The following is a 21469-nucleotide window of genomic DNA, read 5'->3' as shown; positions in this document are numbered from 1 at the left end:
CCGAATGTGATCTGCCTCCTGTGGGGCGCCTCACCGCCCCACCCCCCGAACCTCACCCCCCGCATCCACCCGCACCCCCTGCGATGCGTGACCCGCACCACTCCGGTACCCCGAAGCGGGAGCGCCGGCCGGTTGGCCGTCGGGGAGGCCCGCTCAGAGCGCCGTGCCCCCGTCAGGCAGATACTGTGAAGTGTGATCGAGTCCGGACGGCCGCGGCTCCGTCGGCGCCCCGGGCCGGGAAGACTTGTGCGGCTGTCGCCGGTCGCCCTGACCGTCGTCATCGCCACCCTGGCCTACAACACTCCGCCGGAGATGGCCTTCAGCCGCCTGCTCCCGGCGGCGCCCGCCCTGGCCGCTGCGATGTGGCCGGTCCTGCCCACCGTCCTGCTCGGGACGGTCTGCCTCATCCTGATGATCGGGCTCAGCCTCGTCTTTCCCGATCTGGGAACGTGGTGGACGGCCGCCGGCATCATCGCGGTCACCGTGGCGGCGGCCTACGGGAGCCACGTCCGGCTCCAGCGGGAGCGCACCCTCTTTCAGGTGCGGCTGGTCGCCGACGCGGCCCAGCAGGTGGTCCTGAGTCCCATGCCCCGCCGTCTGGGGGAGGTCGAGATCGAGTCGCTGTACCTCGCGGCCGCGGCGGAGGCCCGCATCGGCGGGGACTTCTACGAGGGGGTCGAGACGCCGTACGGAGTGAGGCTGCTCATCGGTGACGTGCGGGGCAAGGGACTGCCCGCCGTGGGAGCGGCCGCGGCGATCGTCAACGCCTTCCGGGAGGCCGCGTACGGCGAACCGGACATGGTCGACGTCGCCCGCAGGCTGGACGCCAGCAGCACCCGTTACAACGCCGCCTTTCCCCCGGACGGACCGATGGAACGTTTCGCGACCGCCCTGCTCGTCGAGATCCCGCACGGAGGCGGACGCATCAACGTCCTCAACTGCGGACACCCTCCCCCCATGCTCCTGAACCGCAGGAGACTGCGGGTCCTCGAGCCCGCCACGCCCGCACCACTGCTCAGCCTCGCGGAGCTGATCGGTGACCACTACTGCGTCGACACCTACGACGTCGCCCCGGGCGACCTGCTGCTCCTCTACACCGACGGCATCGCCGAGGCCCGCGCCCGCGACGGCGAGTTCTTCCCGCTGGCGGCCTGGATGCGCCGGCAGCCCCCCGCGCCGCCCGCCGAGCTGCTCGCGGCTCTTCACCGCGACCTCCTCCGCTACAGCAGGGGACGGCTCGACGACGACATCGCAGCCCTCGCCGTACGGCTGTGAGGGCCCGGGCCCTCCGGCACCACGGATGCCGGGCGGACGCCCGTCACCGCGCCGGCGCGCGGGGCTCGTCGGCAGTCATCGGACCGGCGCCCGTCCGGGCCCTGCTCCAGCGGTGCGGGGGGGGGTGTCGTGCGGGCCGTCGCCGTGGCAGGCCGTCGCTGCCGGTCCCCCCGGGCTCCCGGCGGCCTCGCGACCGGCCGCGCGCTGGGCGGCGGCGGCGTCCCGGAGCGCGTCTCGCAGCAGCCGCCCGGGCTCGGCCGTGGCGTGCGCGTCCTGGCCGGCGGAAGGCGGGCAGCGGCTTTCGGCGAGTTCGAGGAGGCAGCGCGGCTGGGGCTGCCAGCCGTAGCCGCAGAAGGCGATGCCGCGGCCCTCGAGCCCGTGGAGCAGCCCGAGCAGGGCGTGGAGACCCGCGACGTCGCAGAAGGTGAGGCGGCCGGCGTCGCAGACCAGGACGGCGACCGAGTCGTCCAGAGCCGCCTCGACGTCGGCGAGGGCCGGCCCGCTGTCGAGGTCGAGCTCGCCCGCCAGGGTGATGTGCACGGTGGACCCCAGGCGCTGCACCGTGATCTGGAAGTCGTCGTCCATACCGTCTCACCTCACCCCGAAACGGCCTGCCGCGTGCGGTCACGCCCCTGGCGAGGGCTGCCTCAATCGATGGTGCCGCCGGCTGCGAATCCGCCGCAAGCCCCGGGCACGGCGCTCGGCGGCGGACTGTCCGACGGCCGTGCTCCCGCAGGTCAGGACACGCGCACGGCCCTGCCGCACGGCCGGGGTTCAGGGCAGTGAGCAGGGGTGGTGGTCCTGGCGCGCCCGGCGGACTCCCGCCGCCCACTGGGTCAGCGCACGCGCGTCCACGGCCCGCCGCAGGGCGACGGCGTTGGGCGGCGACGAAGACGGCCACAAGGGGACGGGCCGTGTCGGGCAGGAGCCGCAGAGCACCGACACGGTGACCTGGCGCCCCGAGGCCCATGCGCGCAAGGCGCCCGTGACCGCGGGCACGTCGGGCGCGGGGATCCGGTCCGCGTCCAGGACCAGCGACCGGACGGACGCCGGGATCAGTGTGAGGACCCGGTCCAGGCGCTTGCGGCAGCCGGCCGCCGAGGATCCGTCGACGCCCGGGCAGAGGGTGAGTATCGCGAGGGAACCGAGGAACTGGACCTGGGCGACGTACGGTTTCATGCGGCCTCTCCCTCATCGGGGCGGCAGCCCGGGGAACCGGGCCCGCGGGGGCCGCGGAGTCCGGTCGCACGGCCGGAGCCGTGTACGTGCCCGGCGTTCAAAGCCGCGACGGCACCACCATGCCGAGGCCCACCGAAGGGGCGGGAGAAAGAAGCCTCAAGCGACGGAACCAGGCTGTTCCATCCCTCTCACCATCTCACAGCCGCGACCGGCGGTGTGGGCGGCCGGGCCTTCGGCGTCACCGACGAGCCAGCCCAGCATGGCGGGGGTGGCGTCGAAGTGGCCGCCGTGCCCGGCGTCGGCCTGCGTGGTCAGCGTCGCGGACGCGATGCGCGCGGCCAGCCACTCGGCGTGCGCCGGCGGCACGAGGGTGTCCAGGCCACCGTGCCACAGCCGGGTCGGGACGGCGACGGCCGCGGGGTCGAACCCCCAGCCGGTGCCGAAGAGCGCCATGACGTCGTCCGCCCAGCCGTCCAGCCCCGGACGGACCGCCTCGGCGAAGGCCTCGCCCAGCATGGCGCTGACGTCCGGCCGGGAAAGCACCCTCTGTTCGACCTCCGGCAGCGGCGGCAGCCCGGCCGTTCCGACGTTCGCGAGGTGTTCCACGACGGCATGCCGCCCGGCCAGGGCCGCGGCGGCGCTGCGGCGGTTGCCCTCGCTCATCCCGGCGGTCCAGTCCAGCCCGGCCGCGTCGCGCGGAGCCAGACCGGCCAGCACGCCGGCCCGCGTGACGTGGCCGGGGTGCGCGGCGGCGCACGCCAGCGCGTGCGGGCCGCCCCCGGACACCCCGAGCACCGCGAAGCGGCCCAGACCCAGTGCGTCGGCGACGGCGGCCACGTCGGCGGCGGCATCGACGACGCGGCGCCCCGGCGAGGGTGTGGAGCACCCGAAGCCGGGCCGGTCGTAGGTGATCAGGCGGACGCCGAACCTGCGGAAGAGAGCGGCGTCGGGGTGGCGGGCCAGCCGGCTCATGGGGCTGCCGTGCAGGTAGACGACGGGCAGCCCGTGGGGCACGCCCCACTCCTCCACCGCCAGCGTCCTGCCGCCGTCCGTGATCACTTCGCGCATGGCGGCCAACCTAGCGAGCCCCCGGCCGACGGCCAAGGCCTTTCTAAGAGACGACCTCATGGCTCGCGAGTTCGCCGCTGAGCTTGCGGTGGAGGTCCGCGCTCGGATCGTTCAGGCCGACGATCTCGACCGACTTGCCGCGCTGGGCGTACTTCGTCTCGATGGCGTCGAGGGCCGCCACCGAGGAGGCGTCCCAGACGTGCGCCGCCGACAGGTCGATGACGACCTCGTCGGGGTCGGTCGCGTAGGCGAACCGGCCGACGAGGTCGTTGGAGGAGGCGAAGAACAGTTCGCCCGTCACCGTGTAGACCACCCTCCTGCCGTCGGGTGCGGTCGTGGCGGTGACGTCGGCGAGACGGGCGACGCGTGCGGCGAAGACGACCATCGCGGTGACGGAGCCCGCGACGACGCCGACGGCGAGGTTGTGGCTGGCCACGACGCAGACGACCGTCACCACCATGACGGTGATCTCGCCGGCCGGCATGCGCCTGAGGGTCTTGGGGGCGACGGAGTGCCAGTCGAAGGTGGCGAAGCAGACCATGACCATGACGGCGACGAGGGCGGCCATGGGGATGTCGGAGACGACCGGCCCGAAGACGACGCAGAGCACCATCAGGAACGCCCCGGCGAGGAACGTGGACAGGCGGGTGCGGGCCCCCGACACCTTCACGTTGATCATCGTCTGTCCGATCATCGCGCAGCCGCCCATACCGCCGAAGAAACCGGTGACGATGTTCGCGACGCCCTGGCCGATCGACTCGCGCGTCTTCGAGGAGTGCGTATCGGTGATCTCGTCGACGAGTCTGGCCGTCATCAGGGACTCCATGAGGCCGACCAGCGCCATCGCGAACGCGTAGGGGGCGATCGTGGTGAGGGTGTCCACGGTGAAGGGGACGTCCGGCAGACCCGGGACCGGCAGGGAGGAGGGCAGTGCGCCCTTGTCGCCCACCGTCGGGACGGCGATCCCGGCCGCGACGGTGATCACGGTGAGGACGACGATAGAGACGAGCGGGGCCGGGACCACGGTGGTGACCCTGGGGAGGAGCACCATCAGGAGCAGGCCGCCCGCGAGCAGCGGATACACGGGCCAGGGCACGCCGTGCGTTTCGGGCACCTGGGCCATGAAGATCAGGATCGCGAGGGAGTTGACGAAGCCGACCATGACCGAGCGCGGCAGGAACCGCATCAGCTTCGCGACGCCCAGCGCCCCGAGCGCGATCTGGAAGGCTCCGGCGAGGATGACGGCGGCGACCAGGTAGCCGAAGCCGTGCTCACGGTTGAGCGGCGCGATCACGAGGGCGACGGCTCCGGTGGCCGCGGAGATCATCGCGCGGCGGCCGCCGACGACCGAGATGACCACCGCCATCGTGAACGAGGCGAACAGGCCGACCGCCGGGGCGACACCGGCGATGATCGAGAACGAGATCGCCTCGGGGACCAGTGCGAGCGCGACGACCAGGCCCCCGAGGACCTCGACGCGCCAGACCTTCGGGTCGCGGAGCCAGTCCGGGCGCAGACCGCGCAGTCGCGCGACGGGGGACGTCGGCATAGCGGAAGACGACGTCGGTATAGCGGAAGACAAGGGATCGGGAACCTGTCGTGCTCGGGCACACCCGCTGCGGGCGGGCCGGGGGGTGTGCGGCAGGACGCGGGAAGCGCCCGCGAGAGTCGGATCTTCGCCGGGGACGCCTTCGGCCCCGGCACCGCGACGGGCGGGACCGCCTCGGCCGTCCTCGCCCTCGGGAACTCTACCGTCGCGCCGCGCCGGGCGTCCCGGTCAGTCCCGGGACGGGGGCAGGGGGTCGGTCGCGAACGGTCGCGCGCTCCCGGCCGTCCGCAGCGGTCGGCGCAGCCGCTGGAGGCGGTGGGTGCGCAGGACGGTGCGCGCCGCGTTGGCCCCCGGGGCGCCGTGTACGCCTCCGCCCGGGTGGGTGGTGGCGGAGGCCAGGAAGAGGCCGGGCACGGGGGTGGTGGGGCGGCCGCCGCCTGGGAAGGGCCGGAAGAGGAGCTGCTGGTGGAGCTGGGTGGTGCCCTGGTTGACGGCTCCCCCGTGCAGGGCGGGGTTGAGGTGTTCGAGGTCGGGCGGGGTCAGGACGCGCCGGGCCCGGATCGTGGCGGTGAATCCGGGGGCGTAGCGCTCGACCTGGGACTCGAGGCGGTCGGCGATGGCCTGGCGGTCCCGTTCGTCCCAGCGGCCGGTGATGCCGTCGGGGCCCGCGTCGCCCGTGATGTGCTGGGGGACGTGGGTGTACGCCCATGCCGACTCGGTGCCGGCCGGTGAGCGGGTCGGATCGGCGGTGGTCATCTGGCCGAGTACGGCGAAGGGTGTGGCCGGTACGTGGCGGGTGGCGATCTGGGCGGCGAAGAGGGTCAGCTCGTCGACGCTGTCGGCCAGGTGGACGGTCCCCGCGGTGCCCGGGCCTTCGGTGCTCCAGGGGATGGGCCGGGAGAGGGCCCAGTCGACCTTGACGGTGGAGAAGTCCCACTGGAAGCGCCGCAGGTCCGCCCGGAGCCGGTCCGGGAGCCGTTCGGGGGCGAGCAGGCGGCCGTAGAGCGTCGGGGCGGGGACGGCGGCGAGCACGGCCCGGCGGGCCGGAACGGGTGTGCCGTCCTCGGTGCGCACTCCGACGGCCCGGCCTCCGCGTACGACGACTTCGGCGACCGGGTGCCCGCACCGTACGGCGCCGCCGTGCGCGGTGAGACGGCGCACGAGGGCGTCGGTGAGGGCTCCGGCTCCGCCTTCGGGGACCGGGAAGCCGTACTGCTGTCCGAGCATGCACATCAGCCAGCCGAAGCCGCCGCCGAGGGACGACTCGGGGGCGAGGTCGGCGTGCAGGGCGTTGCCGGCGATGAGGAGGCGTCCGCCCTCGCCGGCGAACTCCTCCTCGCCGAAGCGCCGGGCCGGCAGGAGCATGGTGCGGGCCACCCGCAGTGCCTGCCCGTAGCCGAGGCGGGCCGCGAGGCGCAGGCCGGCGCGGGCGGGCGGGAAGGGGGTGAACAGGCAGTCGAGCAGGTCGGCGCCGGTCTTCTCCCACAGCGCGTACAGCCGCTCCCAGGCGGCCCCGTCGCCGGGTGCGAATCCGTCGAGCGAGGCGGCCGTGGTCTGCGGGTCGGCGGCGAGGACGGCGCACCGGCCGTCCTGCCGGGGGTGGGCGACGACGGCGGGCGCCCGCCTCCAGCGCAGGCCGTACTCCTCCAGCCGCAGGCCGCGGATCACCGGCGAGGCGGCGGCGAGGGGGTAGAAGGCGCTGAAGAGGTCGTGGACGTAGTCGGGGTCGAGGCCGCGGTCGCTGCGTACGGCGCCGCCGGGCAGGGGCTGGGCCTCCAGCACCAGGACCCGCCAGCCGGCGTCGGCCAGCAGGTTGGCGGCGACCAGGCCGTTGGGGCCGGAGCCGATGACCACCGCGTCAGGATCCGCCACCGCTGCCGTCCCCTTCCTCGCAGACGCGGGCCAGGCGGGCCAGCATGAGGCGGTGGCGCACCTGGACGACGGCGTCGACGGCGGCGTGGTGGAAGGTCCAGCCCCGGCCGCGCAGCGGGTGTTCGTCGACGATGACGAGCGTGTCCTCGCCCCAGGGCCGTACGTCGAAGGCGATGCGCGCGCTCACCTCTCCGGCGATGGCTTCGAGTTCGAGCCGGTCGGGCGGCTGGTGGACGCGGACGACGGTGCGTCCGTCGTAGGTGAACGGGCCGATTTTGAGCCGGTAGCGCAGGGCCGCGCCCTCCCGGGGCCAGCTCCCGTCCTGCTCGCGGGCGTCGTGGGTGCCGACGACCCAGCGGTCGTATCCGCTGCCGTCGCCGAGGACCTCCCACACCCGCTCGGGCCGGCACCGCACGAGTCGGTGCTGTACTGCCATGACCTCGCCTCCGTCCAGCTCTCAAGGGTCCGGAGAGCCGCGTCTACCCGGGCTGACCGGGATCAAGCCCGGCAGCGGCCCCGTGGCTCCGCCCGGCGCAGTGCCGCGCGGGCCGCGAGCAGTACGCCGGCGACGGCTCCGGCCCGCCTGCCGGCGGTGCGCAGGCCCCCGTGGCGGCCCCCGTGCACGGCGGCGCTCGATCCGGACGGGGTGTGGAGGATTCCGGGGCCGGGGGCCGCGGTGCCCTCGGGGCCGAGGTAGGCGTGTTCGGTGCGCAGGGCCATGGCCCTGCGCAGGACGGCCGGGGCCAGTGCCTGTCCGGCGGCCAGGGTGCGGGCGTACGGGCCGACCGGGACGCGGGGGCGGGGACGGCGGACCGCGCGCACGACGGCCCGCGCGACGCGTTCGGGTGTGGCCAGCGGGGGCACGGACCGCAGTTCCCTGCCGGCGCGGTTGGCCGCGTGCCGGAAGAAGGGAGTGTCCACCCCGGCGGGCAGGACCGTGCAGACGGAGATCCCGTCGTCCCCCAGCAGGGCGAGTTCCTCGCGGAGCACCGCGTCGAAGGTCACCAGGGCCGCCTTCGACATGGCGTAGCCGCCCATGTAGGGCGCTTGGACGCGTGCTCCCAGGAGGGAGGCGACGTCGATGACGACGCCCCGGCCCTGGTTCCGCATGACGGGGATGACGGCGCGGGCGGCGTGTACGGCGCCCAGGACGTTGACCTCCAGCAGTCGCCGCAGCTCGGCCGGCGGCACCTGGTCGAACCGTCCGAGGATGCCCACGGCGGCGGCGTTGATCCAGACGTCGATGCGGCCGAACGCGCCGACGGCGGCGGCGGCCAGCGCCTCCACCGCCCGCTCGTCGGAGACGTCCGTGGGTACCGCCAGGGCGCCCGGCCCGCAGGCGCGGGCCACCTGGCGCAGCTCGGGCAGGCTGCGGGCGGCCAGGACGAGCCGCGCGCCGTGCTTGGCGCACTCCAGGGCGGTGGCCCGGCCGATCCCGCTGGACGCCCCGGTCACCACCACGACGGCGCCTTCGATGTCCACCCCCGACGCCTGTCCGGTCAGCGCCGCTTCATGCCGCCGGGCGGACAGCCGGGCTCCGCGTCCGAGGGGGGCCGTGACGGGAGGCCGGTTCGGCGCCGTACGGGTGGTTTCCCGGTCCGGGGCGTCGGTGGGACGGGAGCGGCGGGAAGGGGGCTTGCGGACCGTCCCGAGTGAGGTGGAGAGGCATATGGACGCGATCGTGCTGCTGCGTGACGACCACAAGACGGTGGAGAAGCTCTTCAAGCAGTTCGAGAAGACCGGCGACGACGACACGGCGGACCGCCGGCGGATCGCCGACCAGGTGATCGAGGAACTGACCGTGCACGCATGGATCGAGGAGCGGATCTTCTATCCGGCCGCCCGCGAAGCCGCCCCGGACACCACCGACCACATCCTGGAGAGCGTCGAGGAGCACCACGCGGTGGTGTGGATGCTGTCCGAGCTCAAGGGCATGGACCCGGCCGACGAGCGCTTCAAGGCCAAGATGAGCGTGCTGATGGAGCAGGTCCGCCACCACGTGGAGGAAGAGGAACAGGAGTGGTTCCCCGACGTGCGCAAGGCCATGGGCCGCAACCGGCTCACCGAACTCGGTGCCCGGCTCGAGCAGGAGAAGGAGAAGGCCCCGCGGGATCCGCTGGCCGTCCCGAGCGCGACCGGCGCGTGAGGGGCTGAGGGGCCGGGGCGGGCCCGGGTTCCGTCACCGGCCCGCCCGGACGGGGTCCCGGCCGCGCGGCCGGGACCCCGGACCGCAGCGCTCGTCCCGGCCGCGCCGCGGGCGCGTCAGGCGGGATGTGCCAGGAGGAGGTGGCGCTCGTCCGGGGTCAGTCCGCCGCGGACACCGTGCGGGATGCGTTCGGCCAGGGCCTGGCGGCGGCAGGGCAGACGGACCGGGCAGCCGCCGCACACCGCCTTCGCGGCCTCCTCGCGCGCCCGGGCGGCCACGGGGTGCTCGTACGCGGCCCGGGCGAAGACCTCTCGCTGCGCGGAGCGGCACGGTCCGTCCAGGGGTCCTTCGTGGCGGGGCTCGAGGAGTACGTCCGTACGGGTGCTGTCGGTCACTGCTGCGGCTCCTTCCGACCGGGGCGGTCCGCCGTGACCGCCCTCCACCGGTCGTATGACCGGCATTCGCTCATCCATGTGCCGTCCGGGGATTCCAATCCGGATCCCGGGGGTTCCGCTGCCGGTTCCCCTCGGCCGGGCCGGCCCGGAACAGCGGTGGGGCCGTCCGCGTACCGCGGCCGGCCCCGCACAGCTGCCCGGGCGTCACATGCCGGAGGTGCCCGTCCGGCCCTCTTCGCCCGTGTCGTGGGTGCGCTTGCCCTGCTGCGACGTCGAAGTCGTCTTCCGCTGGCCGCCCGTTTCCTTCTTCGGGACGGACTTCTCCGACTGCTCCTGCTGACGGGTCTTCTGCCGGTCCTGGCCCTTCTTGGGCATGGTCACTCCTGTCGTCCGGTGGGGGCGGCACCGATGTGCCGCCCCCGCCATGCCCTCATGCCGGGCGCCCGGCCGCACCCCCGGCGCGGCCATCCGGCCCAGTCGCGGTCACCGCACGGGGTTGCGGTCCCCGGGCGGGCCGCGGTCCGTGCCCGTGGCCGGGGTCAGTCCATCCGGCGGCGGTCCTCCTCGCTCCACGCCCGCGTGTCGCGCGGCTGGACGTAGGGCTCCTCGTCCTCGGGGAGCCCGCCGGCGATGGCGCGCTGACGGGTCAGCTCCGCGTCGAACTCCAGGCCGAGGAGGATGGCGAGGTTCGTGATCCACAGCCACACCAGGAAGATGATCACGCCCGCGACGGTGCCGTACGTCTTGTTGTACGAGGCGAAGTTCGCGACGTAGAACGCGAAGCCGGCCGAGGCGGCCATCCAGATCACCAGGGCGAGGAGGCTGCCGGGGGTGATCCACTTGAACCCACGGCCCTTGGCGTTCGGCGCGGCCCAGTAGAGCAGCGCGATCATGACCGTGACGAGCAGCACGAGGACCGGCCACTTCGCGACCGACCACACCGTCAGCGCGGAGTCGCCGATGCCCAGCGCGTCGCCGGCCTGCCGCGCCAGTCCTCCGGTGAAGACCACGATCAGCGACCCGGCGCAGGCGAGGACCATCAGGGTCACGGTGAGCGCCAGCCGGAGCGGCAGCACCTTCCACACCGGGCGGCCCTCGGCCACGTCGTAGACGGCGTTGGAGGCGCGGATGAACGCGCCGATGTAGCCGGAGGCGGACCAGAGGGCCACGAGGAGACCGACGACCGCCAGGAGGGACCCGACGCCGCTGCGGCCCTGCAACTGCCGCACCGCGTCGCTGAGTACGTCCCGGGCCGAGCCCGGGGCGAGGTTCCGCAGGTGGTCGAGCACCTGCTGGGTCGTGGACTCGCCGGCCATGCCCAGCAGGGACACGAGCACCAGCAGGGCGGGGAAGACCGCCAGCACCCCGTAGTAGGTCAGGGCGGCGGCGCGGTCGGCCAGTTCGTCGTTCACGAACTCCTTGACCGTCCCCCGCAGCACCGCCCTCCACGAGCGCTTCGGCAGTTCGGTGGGCCCGTCGGGGGCGCGTTCCTCGATCCCGGGGGCGGGACCCGCCCCGGTGGCCCCCCCGGTGGTCCCGTGCTCGGGCTCTCCGCCGTCGCGGTCCCGCTTCGCGATGTCCGTCATGCCTTGCGGGTTTCCCCGTCCGGGGAGGTCATGTCTCCCGGGAGGAGGAAATTCCGGCCGGTTCATCCTTCCTCGCGGAGCACGCGGACGCTCTTGACCTCCGTGTCGACGGCGTCGGGCACGACCATCCCCGCGTCGACCCCGGACCGCAGGTAGCGCAGCACGGCGCCGCTCAGCCGCTCGCCGGGCACTGCGGCCGGGATGCCCGGCGGGTACGGCGTGAGCATCTCCGCGGCGATCCTTCCCTCCGCCCGCTCCCACGGCACCTGTTCCGTGGGCCCGAAGAAGGCGTCCCGGGGCAGCACCGCCTGCTCCAGCCGCAGCCCGGCCGGCGGGGGGACCCGTACGGGCCGGCCGGTGCGGAGCCCGGGCGCGTGGGCCGCGAGGTCGGTGAGCGCCGACACCAGGGCGTCGGCGGTGCCGGTGTCGTCGGCGTGCGTGATCTGGGCGCTGATGCGCCGGTGGTCGGCGACGTGGAGGTTGATCCGGTGATGGCGGCGCAGCCAGTCGGCGGCACGGTAGCCGGTGACCTCCCAGGCGCTGATGTCGATGATGATCTGGAGGGGGTCCATGTCGGCCGCGAGGCCGGGGCCGCAGAAGTCCTCCCTGCCGTGGACGCGGGCGCCGTCGATGCGGGAGATCCGGTCACGGATCCCGTCGCAGAGCGCGAGGGCCTCCCCGTAGAGGGTCTTGCCCTGCTCGACCATCTGGCGGCGCCAGCCGTCGAGGGCCGCGTACACCAGGACGGAGGGGCTGGTGGTGCCGAGCAGGTCCTCGCGGCTCCTGAGCACCTCGGGCCGTACCAGGTCGCCCTGGAGGTGGAAGACCGAGCTCTGTTCCAGGCCCGAGCCCATCTTGTGCACGGAGGTGACGCAGACGTCGGCTCCGGCGTCCATGGCCCAGGTCGGCAGGTCGGGGTGGAAGGGCAGGTGGGCGCCCCAGGCCTCGTCGACGATGAGGGGCTTGCCGCGACGGTGGCAGACCTCCGCGATGGCCGCGAGGTCCGAGCAGGTGCCGTAGGGGGTCGGGGTGGTCACGAGCGCGCCCCGGGCGTCCGGGTGCGCGGTGAACGCCGCCTCGAAGGCCTCCGCGGTCGGCGGGTGGGCCAGATGGCGCTCGGCGTCCCACTGGGGGTCCACCCAGACGGGCCGGATGCCCGAGAGGATCAGGCCCGACACCACGGACTTGTGGGCGTCCCGCCCGATCAGCAGTTCCTCGTGCGGTCCGGCGACGGAGAGCATGGCGGACTTCACGGAGAGCGAGCTGCCGCAGGTGGAGAAGAAGGCGTGGTCGGCGCCGACGGCGTCCGCCATGAGCGCCTCGGCCTCCTCGACCACCCCCTTGGAGGCGGTGCGGTCGTCCAGGCCGCTGGTGGCGAGTACGTCGGAGGTGAACACCGCGTCGCCGAGCACGGCCCGCACCCGGGGGTCGGCGCCGCGGCCCTGTTTGTGGCCGGGGGGTGTGAACGGGGTCTGGCCCTCGGCGTGGTAGGCCGCCAGGGCGTCGAGCACGGGGGTCTTCGACTGGTCCATGGCGACCGTGTGCCCTTCGCCGCCGGGCGAAAACGGACGGGCCGGGGTCGCCGTCCCGGTGCCGTGGCGCGCACCCGCGGGCATTCCGGGGCCCGTCCGGGAGGCGTACGAGTGATGTGGACCCGTGATGTGCAAGGGACGCGATTGCGGGTAGGCGCAGGCCCATGATCGCCTCTGACGCCCTAGCGGCTTCCGGTTCCCCGTCCCTCCTGCTGATCCTGGCCGGCGTGGTCGTCGCCGCGCTGCTGGTCGGCGCCTTCTGGTACGGCAGCAGGCGCGCGGCGGCCCGCCGGGACCCCGGCGCGCGGCCGTCGGACCAGAACCCCGCGGCCCGGTCCCGCCAGGATTCCTGGCGGGAGCCGGACGGCCCCGGGGCCGGCCACGACACCCCGCAGCGCCCATGACCCCTCGTCCGTTCCCGGCCGCGGCTCCGTCCTCGCCGACGGGGTCCGGCCCCCAGGAGGTACCCGTGCCGAGCACCGCGTTGACGTACACCGACCCCTTGCCCCGCCTGATCGCGCTTCCCGGCGTGTACCGGCCCCAGGCCGACACCCTGCTGCTAGCCGGCGCCCTGGCCCGGGAGGAGCTGCGCCCGGGCGCGGAGGTCGTCGAGATCGGCACGGGCACCGGTGCCCTCGCCCTGCGCGCGGCGGCCATGGGCGCCGAGGTGACCGCCGTCGACGTGGCCTGGCCGGCCGTACTGGCCGCCCGGCTGAACAGCTGGCGCCAGCGCCTGCGGCTGCGCGTCCTGCACGGCGACTTCGCCGCCCGTACCCGGGGGCGCCGCTTCGACCTGGTCCTGGCCAATCCGCCCTACGTACCCTGCCCCGACGCCCGTCTGCCCACCGCCGGGGCGCAGCGCGCCTGGGACGCGGGGACGGACGGCCGGGCCGTCATCGACCGGATCTGTGCGGCCGCCCCGGCCCTGCTGCGGCCCGGAGGCGTCCTGCTGATGGTGCACTCGGGGATGTGCGGGGTACGCCGGACCCTGGAGCTGCTGGAGCGGCAGGGCCTGTCCGCGCGGGTCACCGAGCGGGCCTCGGTGCCGTGGGGGCCGGTGCTGCGCTCCCGCAGGCTCTGGCTGGAGCAGCAGGGCCTGGCGGAAGAGGGCACCGAGCAGGAGGAACTGGTGGTCGTCCGTGCCCGGCGCCCCTGAGCCCCGGCGGGTGTGCGTGGAGCGCTGCGGCCCGGTCATGGTGGAGGGGCCGGTCGAGATCGTCCTGGACGACGGTACGACCGCCCGCTCGGACCGGTTCATGGTCGCCGTGTGCACCTGCCGCCGCAGCCGTACGTACCCCTGGTGCGACACCAGCCACCGACCGCGCGAGCGCGCCGGCGCGGCGCCCGAGGACAGGAGCGACGGATGACCGCCCCCGCCCCCACGACCACGGGCGCCGCCCCGCCCCCCGAGCCCGCCGCGGCACGCGGACCGCTGTCCCGCGCCGTGGTGGACTCGCTGCGCGGCGGCGGCGCCCCCGCGCACACCACCACGGCGGTCCTGAAGGCCGACCCGTGGGGCGAGGACCTGCACCTCGCCCTGTACCTGCTGTACGAGCTGCACTACCGCGGTTTCGCGGGCGTGGACGACACCCGCGAATGGGATCCGGACCTGCTGCGGCTGCGGCGCGGCCTGGAGGACCGTTTCCTCCACGCCCTGCGGACGTCCACGGCCGGGTCCCCGACGACGGTGGCGGAGGCGTTCGGGCCGCTCCTCGTCGAGCCCGTGGACCTGAGCGGCAGCCTCAGCCACTACCTGGAGACCGAGGGCGAGCTGTGGCAGCTGCGCGAGTACGCGGCCCTGCGCTCCCTGTACCACCTGAAGGAGGCCGACCCGCACGCCTGGGTGATCCCCCGGCTCAGCGGCCGCGCCAAGGCGGCGATGGTCGCCATCGAGTACGACGAGTTCGGCGCGGGCCGTGCGGAGCGCATCCACGCCCGCCTGTTCGCCGACCTCATGGAGGACCTCGGCCTGGACAGCTCGTACGGCCACTACCTGGACCGGGCTCCGGCAGTCCTCCTCGCCACGGTCAACCTGATGTCGCTGCTGGGTCTGCACCGGGCCCTGCGCGGGGCCCTGGTCGGGCACTTCGCGTGCGTGGAGGTGACCTCCTCCCCCGGGTCGAGGCGCCTGGCCAAGGCCATGCGCCGCTGTGGGGCCGGACCGGCGGCCGAGCACTTCTACGCCGAACACGTGGAGGCCGACGCCGTCCACGAGCAGGTCGTACGGCACGAGGTCATCGGCGGTCTCCTCGCCGACGAGCCGGGCCTGGAGGCCGATGTCGCCTTCGGCTGCGCGGCGACGCTCCTGCTGGAGGACCGCCTCGCCGCGCACATCCGCGGCGCGTGGGAACAGGGACGCTCGGCCCTCAGGGAGGGCCCGGCGCCCGCAGGGGGGTCGTGACGGCCGGGCACCGGTCCGCGGGGCCCGGGCGCGCGGGCGCCCCCGCCCCGGCACCGGCCCGCCCCGGCACCGGCCATGGAAGGAGATCTCTCATGTCAGGCAACCGTCCCCAAGCCCTCCTCGTCTCCGCGGCGCTGGTGGGCGGAGCATTGCTGACGACCGCGTACCAGGCCCAGGGCGCCGGCACCGCGAGCGGCGGGCACGAGCGGGCCGAACGGGTCTGCGGCGCCGCCGACCTCTCCTGGAGCGCCAGGCCCGAGAGCCGCGCCGGCGGATACCTCCTGGTCACCGCCAAGGCCAGGCCGGGGGTGACGTGCACCCTCCCGGCCGCGCTCCCCACGGTGGCGTTCGGCTCCGACGGCACCGAGGCGGGCCCCGCCGAGCGGACCGCCGCGGAGCGGATCACGCTGAGCGGCGCCACCACCGTCTACGCGGGGGTGAAGCCCAAGACCACCCCGGGTACCGACGGCAAGGAACTCGAGAGCATCATCGTCGCCGTCGGTGACGAGGACCCCGAACCGGTCTCCCTGCCGGTCGGTACCATCATCGTCGACAAGCCGGTGGTCACCCACTGGCACGCCTCCCCCGAGGACGCCGTGCCCTGACGGGATGACTGATGACCGCCGGCCGGGCGGTTCCCCGCTCGGGGAACCGCCCGGCCGGCGTCGTCAGGCGGTCGGTTCCGCGTCGTCGTCCGTCCGCCCGTGCGGGGCGGACCGCTCCGGCGGACGGAAGCAGGCCGTGATCGTCTTGCCGCCGTGACAGGCGTGGGCGTCCCACCGGTCGGCGAGGGCGTCGATGATGGCCAGCCCCCGGCCGGAGGTCGCTCCGGCGGAGGCCTGCATGGGGGCGGGCAGCTCGGGATCGTCGTCCGCCACGCTGACGTGCAGGCAGCGGCCGTCCCAGGTCAGAACGAGCTGGGCGCTGCTGCGGGCGTGCACGTGGGCGTTGGTGACGAGTTCCGACACCGTGAGGAGGACGGAGTGCACCGTGTCGGGCGCGTCCTCGGTCCACGCCAGGGTGTTCAGATGCTCCAGGCACCATCGGCGGGCCTCACGGACCCCCCGGTGGACGGGGAACGACCGGGCCCAACCCACCGCACGAACCGCCACGGTCCCACCTCACCCTCACTACCTCGCTCGAACGGATCGATCGTCAGCCGCGGCCGGCGCGGTGGCGGGCCCGGCGGCCGTCACCGCCCTTGAGCAGCAGCAGTGCCAGCAGCATCGGTGCGATCAGCAGGATCATGGTCCCCATGGTGACGCGCCTCCTCACGGTCGGTACCTCTTGGGCCCGTTCGGCCCGTTCGGCCTCTTCGCGTGTTTCCGTCCGCACCCGGCCGAAACCCCCCGGCCGGCGGACGGTTCCCCGCCTGTCGGGCGTTTCCGCGTGCAGACCGGCGTCCCGCGGGGAAGGCGGGGGTGGAACCTGCCAGGCGCGAGAAAGGACGGACACCGTGGTACGACCGAGGATCCTCGTGGTGGGAGCCGGCTTCGCCGGGGTCGAATGCGTCCGGCGGCTGGAGCGCAGGCTCTCGCCCGCGGAGGCTGACATCGCCCTGGTGAGCCCCACCTCCTACCAGCTGTACCTGCCGCTGCTGCCGCAGGTCGCCTCCGGCGTGCTGACCCCGCAGTCCATCGCGGTCTCGTTGCGCCGCAGCAGCCGTTACCGCACCCGGATCGTCCCCGGCGGTGCCGTGGGCGTCGACACGCAGGCGAAGATCTGCCTCGTACGCAAGATCACCGGCGAACTGACGGAACACGCCTACGACTACCTGGTGCTGGCTCCCGGCAGCATCACCCGCACCTTCGACATCCCCGGACTCACCGAGCACGCCCGGGGCATGAAGACCCTCGCCGAAGCCACGTACCTGCGCGACCACGTCATCTCGCAGCTCGACCTGGCCGACGCCAGCGAGGACGAGGCGGAGCGGGCCGCACGGCTCTGCTTCGTCGTGGTCGGCGGCGGGTACGCCGGCACGGAGACGGCCGCCTGCCTCCAGCGGCTCACCCACCACGCCGTGAAGCGCTACCCCCGGCTGGACCCCCGCCAGATCAGCTGGCACCTCCTGGACCTCGCCCCGAAGCTGATGCCCGAACTCGGCGACCAGCTGGGGCGCACGGCCCTGGACATCATGCGGCGGCGCGGCATCCAGGTCTCCCTCGGTGTCAGTGTCGCCAAGGCGGGCCCCACGGAGCTCACGCTGACCGACGGCCGGGTCCTGCCCAGCAGGACCCTGATCTGGACGGCCGGAGTCGCCGCGAGCCCGTTGATCGGCACGCTCGGCGCGGAGACCGTCCGGGGCAGGCTGCTGGTCACCCCGGAGATGACCGTGCCGGGTGCGCCCGGCGTCTTCGCCCTGGGGGACGCGGCCGCCGTGCCCGACCTCGCCGCGGGGAAGGAAGGGGCGGTGTGCCCGCCCACGGCGCAGCACGCGTTGCGCCAGGGCCGCACGCTCGCGGACAACCTGATCGCGACGCTGCGGGGCCGGCCCCTGCGGCCGTACGTGCACAAGGACCTGGGGCTCGTCGTCGACCTCGGGGGCACCGACGCGGTGTCCAAGCCGCTGGGCGTCCCGCTGCGGGGGCTCCCGGCCCAGGCCGTCGCCCGCGGGTACCACTGGTCGGCGCTGCGCACCAACGTCGCCAAGACCCGCGTCCTGACCAACTGGCTGCTCAACGCGGTGGCCGGTGACGACTTCGTCCGGATCGGGACGCGTTCCGCCAAGCCGCCGACCCTGCGGGAGTTCGAGTACACCGACGCCTACCTGACTGCCGATCAGGTCAGGGCCCACACGGCGGCGCTGCGCGCCTCCGGCTGAGGGAGCAGGCCGGGGGGTGGCCCGTCCGCGTGCGCCCGCGCTGCCCGGCGGCTCGGCCCCCTCCCCGGGTCCGCCGGTGCGGTGGCCGGTGTCCCCGGCCCACCGCGGGACCGGTCGTTCCGGGCCGGATTTCGGCGGGGGCCTTCGCCGCGGGCCCCGTTCGGCCGACCATGGGTGCCGGCGGCCGAGGGGCCGTCGCCGAGGGAGGAGTGCGCGATGACGGCACCGACCGGTCCGGCAGGCAGGCTCGGGATCGAGCCCGGCATGGTGGTCATGGAGCTGGGCTACGACCATGACGTCGACGACGACGTCCGCGATTCCGTGGTCGAACGCACCGGCCGCCCTCTGGTCAGCGACGAGCACGAAGAACGCGTGGACGCGGTGCTGCTGTGGTGGCGCGAGGGGGACGGTGACCTGATGTGCGAACTCGACGACCTGCAGCGGGTGCTGACGGACCGTGGTGCGGTGTGGGTGCTCACGGCTCAGGCCCGTTTCGTCGGGCACGTCGAGGCCTCGGACATCGCGGAGTGCGCGCGCGGAGCCGGCATGCGGCCCTCCGCGCCCGTCGACGTGTCGGGCGCCTGGACCGGGACCCGCTGCGCGCCGCCGGGCGCCGGGGACATCGCCTGAACCCGCCGGCACCGATCCCACCCACCGTCAACTGTGCTGTGGTGTACGTGCGTTGCTGCCCTGCAGGTGTGGAGCCGGCCGCTGACGCGCCGCCGAGGCGAACGGATCGTTAGACAGTCGAAGGGTTTCACTACATAATCCTTAGACATGGGAAAGACTTACGAACGCATCGACGGCCGGCTCCGTACCTTCATAGAGCAGCAGCCGGTCTTCTTCACCGCCACCGCCCCGCTGGCAGCGGACGGCACGGTCAACCTCTCCCCCAAGGGCCTCAAGGGTTCCTTCGCGGTGCTCGACGAGCAGCGGATCGCCTACCTCGACTTCGCCGGCAGCACTGCCGAGACGATCGCGCACCTGCGGGAGAACGGCCGGATCACGGTCATGTGGTGCGCCTTCCAGGGGCCGCCCAACATCGTCCGGGTGCACGGCCGGGGCGAACCCGTCTTCCGGGACGACCCGCGCTTCAAGGACCTGCTCGCCCACTTCCCGGACATCGACCCGACCCCTCCACGGGTTGCGCGCGATCATCGTGGTGACGGCCGAGCTCGTCCGCGACTCCTGCGGGTACGGCGTCCCCTTCATGTCGTACGACGAGGACCGCGACCTGCACGGCAAGCGCTTCTCGCGCGAGGACGACGCCTCGCTGAGCGCGTACTTCACCAAGAAGGACCACATCGCGCAGAGCATCGACGGGCTGCCCGGGCTGCCCCTCCCGCTGCCGCCCGGCGACTTCTGAGCGGTCGCCGCCCTCCGGCGGTGGCCGGCGGCCGGTGCGGGTGCGATCGTGGATGCCAGGGGTACGTTCGCGCCCCGCGGGAGGCGGCCGCCGCAGCTTCCGCGTCGCGCCGCCGCGGCTTCCGGAGGCCCGTGATGCTGATCCACCACGTTCTCGACCACGACACGCTCAAGGTCAGGATCCAGGGCGGGCTGGACGTCACCAACCGGGCCGCGGCAGCCCTGCGGATCGAAGCGCTCGTGGCCGCCCACCGTCCCGCCCGGGTCCTGCTCGAACTGCCCACCGGCGACCCGACCCCGGCCACGCTCGGCGCCCTGGCCCGCGCGCAGCGGATGTGCCGCAGCCTCGGCGTCGCCTTCACGGTCTCCGGTACCCGTTCCCCGGGGCGGCACATCCCCACCTCGGACCCGGCGCACCGGCTGGAGGCCGGGGCGCGCCACGACCACTGAACGGGGCGGGGCCGGGACCCGGGAACGGCGGAGGACGATGAGCGACCGGACCGCGCGCCCCGTCACCGAGGGCCGTTTCCGTCACCGGGGCGCCGAGCTCGCGTACGAGGACACCGGTGGAGGGCCGCTCGCCGTGTACGCCCACGGCGGCTTCACGAGCCGGGCCCAGGAGGACGGGACGGGCCTGTTCGACTGGGGGCCGGTGCTGGCCGCCGGGCGGCGTCTGGTCCGCTACGACGCCCGCGCCCACGGCAGGTCCGGCGGTGGACCCGTGGTCACCGACTACACGTACGCCGCCCTCGCCGACGACCTGCTGGCCCTCCTCGACCACCTCGGGGCCACGGCGGCCGTCGACGCCATGGGAGCCTCCATGGGCTGCGGCACCGTGCTGCACGCGGCGGTCCGTGCCCCCGAGCGCTTCTCCCGCCTGGTCCTGCTCATCCCGCCCACGGCCTGGGCGACCCGCGCGGCGTACGCGCGAGAAAACCGGGAGGCGGCCGCCGCCGTCGAACGGGAAGGGGTGGACGCCTGGTGGTCGGCCCGGCGCGGCAGGCCCCGCCCGGCGGTCGTGGCCGATGTCCCGGACATGCCGCCCACGCCCCCGGAGCGGGTACTGCCGTCCGTACTGCGCGGGCTCGCGCTCAGCGACCTCCCCGCGCCCGGGGAGGTCGCCGCACTGCGCCACCCGGCCCTGATCCTCGCCTGGGCGGACGATCCCGGCCATCCGCGGTCGACGGCCGAAATCCTGGCCGACCGCCTGCCGGACTCCCGGCTGCGCGTGGCGCGGACCCGCGCCGACGTGGCGGCGTGGGGAGGACACGTCGCGGAGTTCCTCACCGCGCCGAGCGCCCGCGTCCCGTGATCAGCGGCGTCGGACGCGGGCGCCCCTGGCACCGCCGACGCCGGCGACGTGGAGGGCCAGCACCATCAGACCGAGGATCATGATGTTTCCGGACGAGAAAACGTGGTTCGTCGAGATCTCCGCCGCGTTGATCAAGAACGCGATGAAGAACAGCACCGCGGCCGCTATACCCAGCATCACTGCTCCTTCCAGAAGGTGCCGGGCGTATACCCCCGCATCGTGACCGCACGCCGGCCCGCGCCGGGCGCTCCGGCCGACCCGCCGGAGCAGGCCGGACGGGGCCGTCAGTCGTCGGCGATCTGGAGGGCCAGCACGAAGTGCTCCCCGTCCGTGCCGGCGAGCAGGCTGTCGAACAGCGGGGTGAGCCCGTTCACGGCGCCGCATCCGGCGTCGTGGTTGGTCCACCAGCTGCCCTCGGGCCCGAGTGCGGACACCACCCGGTGCGCCGCGCGCTCGGCGGTGGCGGCGGGCAGGTGCCGGTAGGACGGCCAGACCAAATCGACTGACGCGACCTCGGCCAGGAACGCGGCGGCCTCGGGCGGCTCCAACGGTTCCAGAGCGGCGCAGACCCCTGGAACGGACGGCGGGGCGTACGCGGGCAGGAAACGCCGCCACGCCTCGTCGGCCGCGACCGCGGTCAGCAACGCGCGGATGCGGTCGGCCAGTTCGGGCAGATCGGGTTCCGGCTCGGTGAACCGCCCGGCCACCGCGTACACCCGCGCCGGCGTGGCCAGCTCCGCCACGCACGCTTCCAACTCGGCCAGTTTTCCCTCGGACTTCACGTGCGCATCCTGCCGTACGGTCCCACGGGAACGCGAAGACGCCCGCCGGGGTGTCCCGGGCGGGCGTCTTCGTGTGGGGTGTTGCCGCAGTGTCGGTTTAGTACCAGTGGTTGGCCTGCCAGAAGTTCCAGGCGCCGACCGGGCTGCCGTAGCGGTCGTTCATGTAGTCCAGGCCCCACTTGATCT

Annotated in this window: 26 protein-coding genes and 1 pseudogene; 12 read left to right on the top strand and 15 right to left on the bottom strand. The window is 74.1% G+C overall.

Annotated elements, in window-relative coordinates; all coding sequences use genetic code 11:
• The first annotated feature begins 246 nt into the window (after window positions 1–246).
• Window positions 247–1275 carry a PP2C family protein-serine/threonine phosphatase gene (locus ACZ514_RS32025; RefSeq protein ID WP_468164773.1) on the top strand — a complete coding sequence of 343 codons (1029 nt, stop codon included), beginning with the start codon at window positions 247–249 and terminating at the stop codon, window positions 1273–1275.
• Window positions 1276–1350: 75 nt separating this feature from the next.
• Here ACZ514_RS32025 and ACZ514_RS32020 read toward each other — a convergent pair whose 3' ends face one another.
• From ACZ514_RS32020 to ACZ514_RS31990, 7 genes are all read right to left on the bottom strand, one after another.
• Entirely contained in the window at window positions 1351–1860 is a 510-nt protein-coding gene (locus ACZ514_RS32020; RefSeq protein WP_469126313.1) for an STAS domain-containing protein, read from the bottom strand.
• Between the two features lie 189 nt (window positions 1861–2049).
• Window positions 2050–2454: a hypothetical protein gene (locus tag ACZ514_RS32015; protein ID WP_468164777.1), complete on the bottom strand. Its 405-nt coding sequence runs from the start codon at window positions 2452–2454 to the stop codon at window positions 2050–2052.
• Between the two features lie 156 nt (window positions 2455–2610).
• Window positions 2611–3522: an alpha/beta fold hydrolase gene (locus tag ACZ514_RS32010; RefSeq protein WP_469126312.1), complete on the bottom strand. Its 912-nt coding sequence runs from the start codon at window positions 3520–3522 to the stop codon at window positions 2611–2613.
• Between the two features lie 43 nt (window positions 3523–3565).
• Window positions 3566–5071: a SulP family inorganic anion transporter gene (locus tag ACZ514_RS32005; protein ID WP_468164781.1), complete on the bottom strand. Its 1506-nt coding sequence runs from the start codon at window positions 5069–5071 to the stop codon at window positions 3566–3568.
• A 228-nt stretch (window positions 5072–5299) separates the two neighbouring features.
• Window positions 5300–6943, bottom strand: coding sequence for a phytoene desaturase family protein (locus ACZ514_RS32000; protein WP_469126311.1), 1644 nt, complete (start codon window positions 6941–6943; stop codon window positions 5300–5302).
• Complete coding sequence (locus ACZ514_RS31995; RefSeq protein WP_468164785.1) at window positions 6930–7379, bottom strand: SRPBCC family protein; 450 nt, start codon at window positions 7377–7379, stop codon at window positions 6930–6932. The genes ACZ514_RS32000 and ACZ514_RS31995 overlap by 14 nt, the downstream gene beginning before the upstream one ends.
• A gap of 62 nt (window positions 7380–7441) precedes the next feature.
• Window positions 7442–8425: an SDR family NAD(P)-dependent oxidoreductase gene (locus tag ACZ514_RS31990; protein WP_468164787.1), complete on the bottom strand. Its 984-nt coding sequence runs from the start codon at window positions 8423–8425 to the stop codon at window positions 7442–7444.
• Between the two features lie 187 nt (window positions 8426–8612).
• On the opposite strand from ACZ514_RS31990, the gene ACZ514_RS31985 reads away from it, so the two are divergent.
• A complete protein-coding gene (locus tag ACZ514_RS31985) occupies window positions 8613–9089 on the top strand; it encodes a hemerythrin domain-containing protein (protein WP_468164789.1) in 477 nt (158 codons plus the stop codon).
• 116 nt (window positions 9090–9205) lie between these two features.
• On the opposite strand, the gene ACZ514_RS31980 is transcribed toward ACZ514_RS31985, so the two are convergent.
• The 4 genes from ACZ514_RS31980 to ACZ514_RS31965 all read right to left on the bottom strand — a co-directional run bounded on the left by ACZ514_RS31980 (window position 9206) and on the right by ACZ514_RS31965 (window position 12602).
• Window positions 9206–9484: a WhiB family transcriptional regulator gene (locus ACZ514_RS31980; RefSeq protein WP_468699331.1), complete on the bottom strand. Its 279-nt coding sequence runs from the start codon at window positions 9482–9484 to the stop codon at window positions 9206–9208.
• A 204-nt stretch (window positions 9485–9688) separates the two neighbouring features.
• Entirely contained in the window at window positions 9689–9859 is a 171-nt protein-coding gene (locus tag ACZ514_RS31975; RefSeq protein ID WP_468164793.1) for a hypothetical protein, read from the bottom strand.
• A gap of 164 nt (window positions 9860–10023) precedes the next feature.
• On the bottom strand, window positions 10024–11070 hold the full coding sequence (locus ACZ514_RS31970) for a YihY/virulence factor BrkB family protein (protein WP_468699330.1): 1047 nt from the start codon (window positions 11068–11070) through the stop codon (window positions 10024–10026).
• 62 nt (window positions 11071–11132) lie between these two features.
• Window positions 11133–12602 (bottom strand): aminotransferase class I/II-fold pyridoxal phosphate-dependent enzyme, encoded by a 1470-nt coding sequence (locus ACZ514_RS31965; protein WP_469126310.1) that lies wholly within the window; start codon window positions 12600–12602, stop codon window positions 11133–11135.
• 164 nt (window positions 12603–12766) lie between these two features.
• Between ACZ514_RS31965 and ACZ514_RS31960 the strand changes: the two genes are divergently transcribed.
• From ACZ514_RS31960 to ACZ514_RS31940, 5 genes are all read left to right on the top strand, one after another.
• Entirely contained in the window at window positions 12767–13006 is a 240-nt protein-coding gene (locus ACZ514_RS31960) for a DUF6479 family protein (protein ID WP_468164799.1), read from the top strand.
• Window positions 13007–13086: 80 nt separating this feature from the next.
• Complete coding sequence (locus ACZ514_RS31955; RefSeq protein ID WP_468165359.1) at window positions 13087–13758, top strand: HemK2/MTQ2 family protein methyltransferase; 672 nt, start codon at window positions 13087–13089, stop codon at window positions 13756–13758.
• A 37-nt stretch (window positions 13759–13795) separates the two neighbouring features.
• Window positions 13796–13969, top strand: a complete 174-nt coding sequence (locus tag ACZ514_RS31950) for a CDGSH iron-sulfur domain-containing protein (protein ID WP_468165361.1) — start codon at window positions 13796–13798, stop codon at window positions 13967–13969.
• Window positions 13966–15003 carry an iron-containing redox enzyme family protein gene (locus tag ACZ514_RS31945; protein WP_469126309.1) on the top strand — a complete coding sequence of 346 codons (1038 nt, stop codon included), beginning with the start codon at window positions 13966–13968 and terminating at the stop codon, window positions 15001–15003. The genes ACZ514_RS31950 and ACZ514_RS31945 overlap by 4 nt, the downstream gene beginning before the upstream one ends.
• 92 nt (window positions 15004–15095) lie before the next feature.
• Window positions 15096–15608 (top strand): DUF4232 domain-containing protein, encoded by a 513-nt coding sequence (locus ACZ514_RS31940; protein WP_469126308.1) that lies wholly within the window; start codon window positions 15096–15098, stop codon window positions 15606–15608.
• A 63-nt stretch (window positions 15609–15671) separates the two neighbouring features.
• On the opposite strand, the gene ACZ514_RS31935 is transcribed toward ACZ514_RS31940, so the two are convergent.
• On the bottom strand, window positions 15672–16115 hold the full coding sequence (locus ACZ514_RS31935; RefSeq protein WP_469126307.1) for an ATP-binding protein: 444 nt from the start codon (window positions 16113–16115) through the stop codon (window positions 15672–15674).
• A gap of 344 nt (window positions 16116–16459) precedes the next feature.
• On the opposite strand from ACZ514_RS31935, the gene ACZ514_RS31930 reads away from it, so the two are divergent.
• From ACZ514_RS31930 to ACZ514_RS31910, 5 genes and pseudogenes are all read left to right on the top strand, one after another.
• The gene (locus ACZ514_RS31930) at window positions 16460–17824 is read left to right on the top strand and encodes an NAD(P)/FAD-dependent oxidoreductase (RefSeq protein WP_469126306.1); all 1365 of its coding nucleotides are present in this window, start codon (window positions 16460–16462) and stop codon (window positions 17822–17824) included.
• Between the two features lie 216 nt (window positions 17825–18040).
• Entirely contained in the window at window positions 18041–18454 is a 414-nt protein-coding gene (locus ACZ514_RS31925; protein ID WP_469126305.1) for a DUF3052 family protein, read from the top strand.
• Between the two features lie 147 nt (window positions 18455–18601).
• A pseudogene (locus ACZ514_RS31920) lies at window positions 18602–19190 on the top strand (pyridoxamine 5'-phosphate oxidase family protein).
• 134 nt (window positions 19191–19324) lie between these two features.
• Entirely contained in the window at window positions 19325–19639 is a 315-nt protein-coding gene (locus ACZ514_RS31915; RefSeq protein WP_468699326.1) for a hypothetical protein, read from the top strand.
• Window positions 19640–19676: 37 nt separating this feature from the next.
• Entirely contained in the window at window positions 19677–20501 is an 825-nt protein-coding gene (locus tag ACZ514_RS31910; protein WP_469126304.1) for an alpha/beta fold hydrolase, read from the top strand.
• Here the strand turns inward: ACZ514_RS31910 and ACZ514_RS31905 are convergent, their stop codons facing one another.
• The 3 genes from ACZ514_RS31905 to ACZ514_RS31895 all read right to left on the bottom strand — a co-directional run.
• Complete coding sequence (locus ACZ514_RS31905) at window positions 20502–20678, bottom strand: hypothetical protein (protein ID WP_468164818.1); 177 nt, start codon at window positions 20676–20678, stop codon at window positions 20502–20504. It lies immediately after the preceding gene.
• Window positions 20679–20785: 107 nt separating this feature from the next.
• Entirely contained in the window at window positions 20786–21283 is a 498-nt protein-coding gene (locus tag ACZ514_RS31900) for a hypothetical protein (protein ID WP_468164820.1), read from the bottom strand.
• Between the two features lie 97 nt (window positions 21284–21380).
• Window positions 21381–21469 (bottom strand): aggregation-promoting factor C-terminal-like domain-containing protein (locus ACZ514_RS31895; RefSeq protein WP_469126314.1); only part of this gene is annotated, 89 nt, incomplete at its 5' end.

Source organism: Streptomyces sp. NPDC034086 (assembly GCF_055575515.1).
The sequence above is the reverse complement of the archived record's forward strand: the minus strand, read 5'-3'. Positions and strand labels throughout refer to the sequence as shown.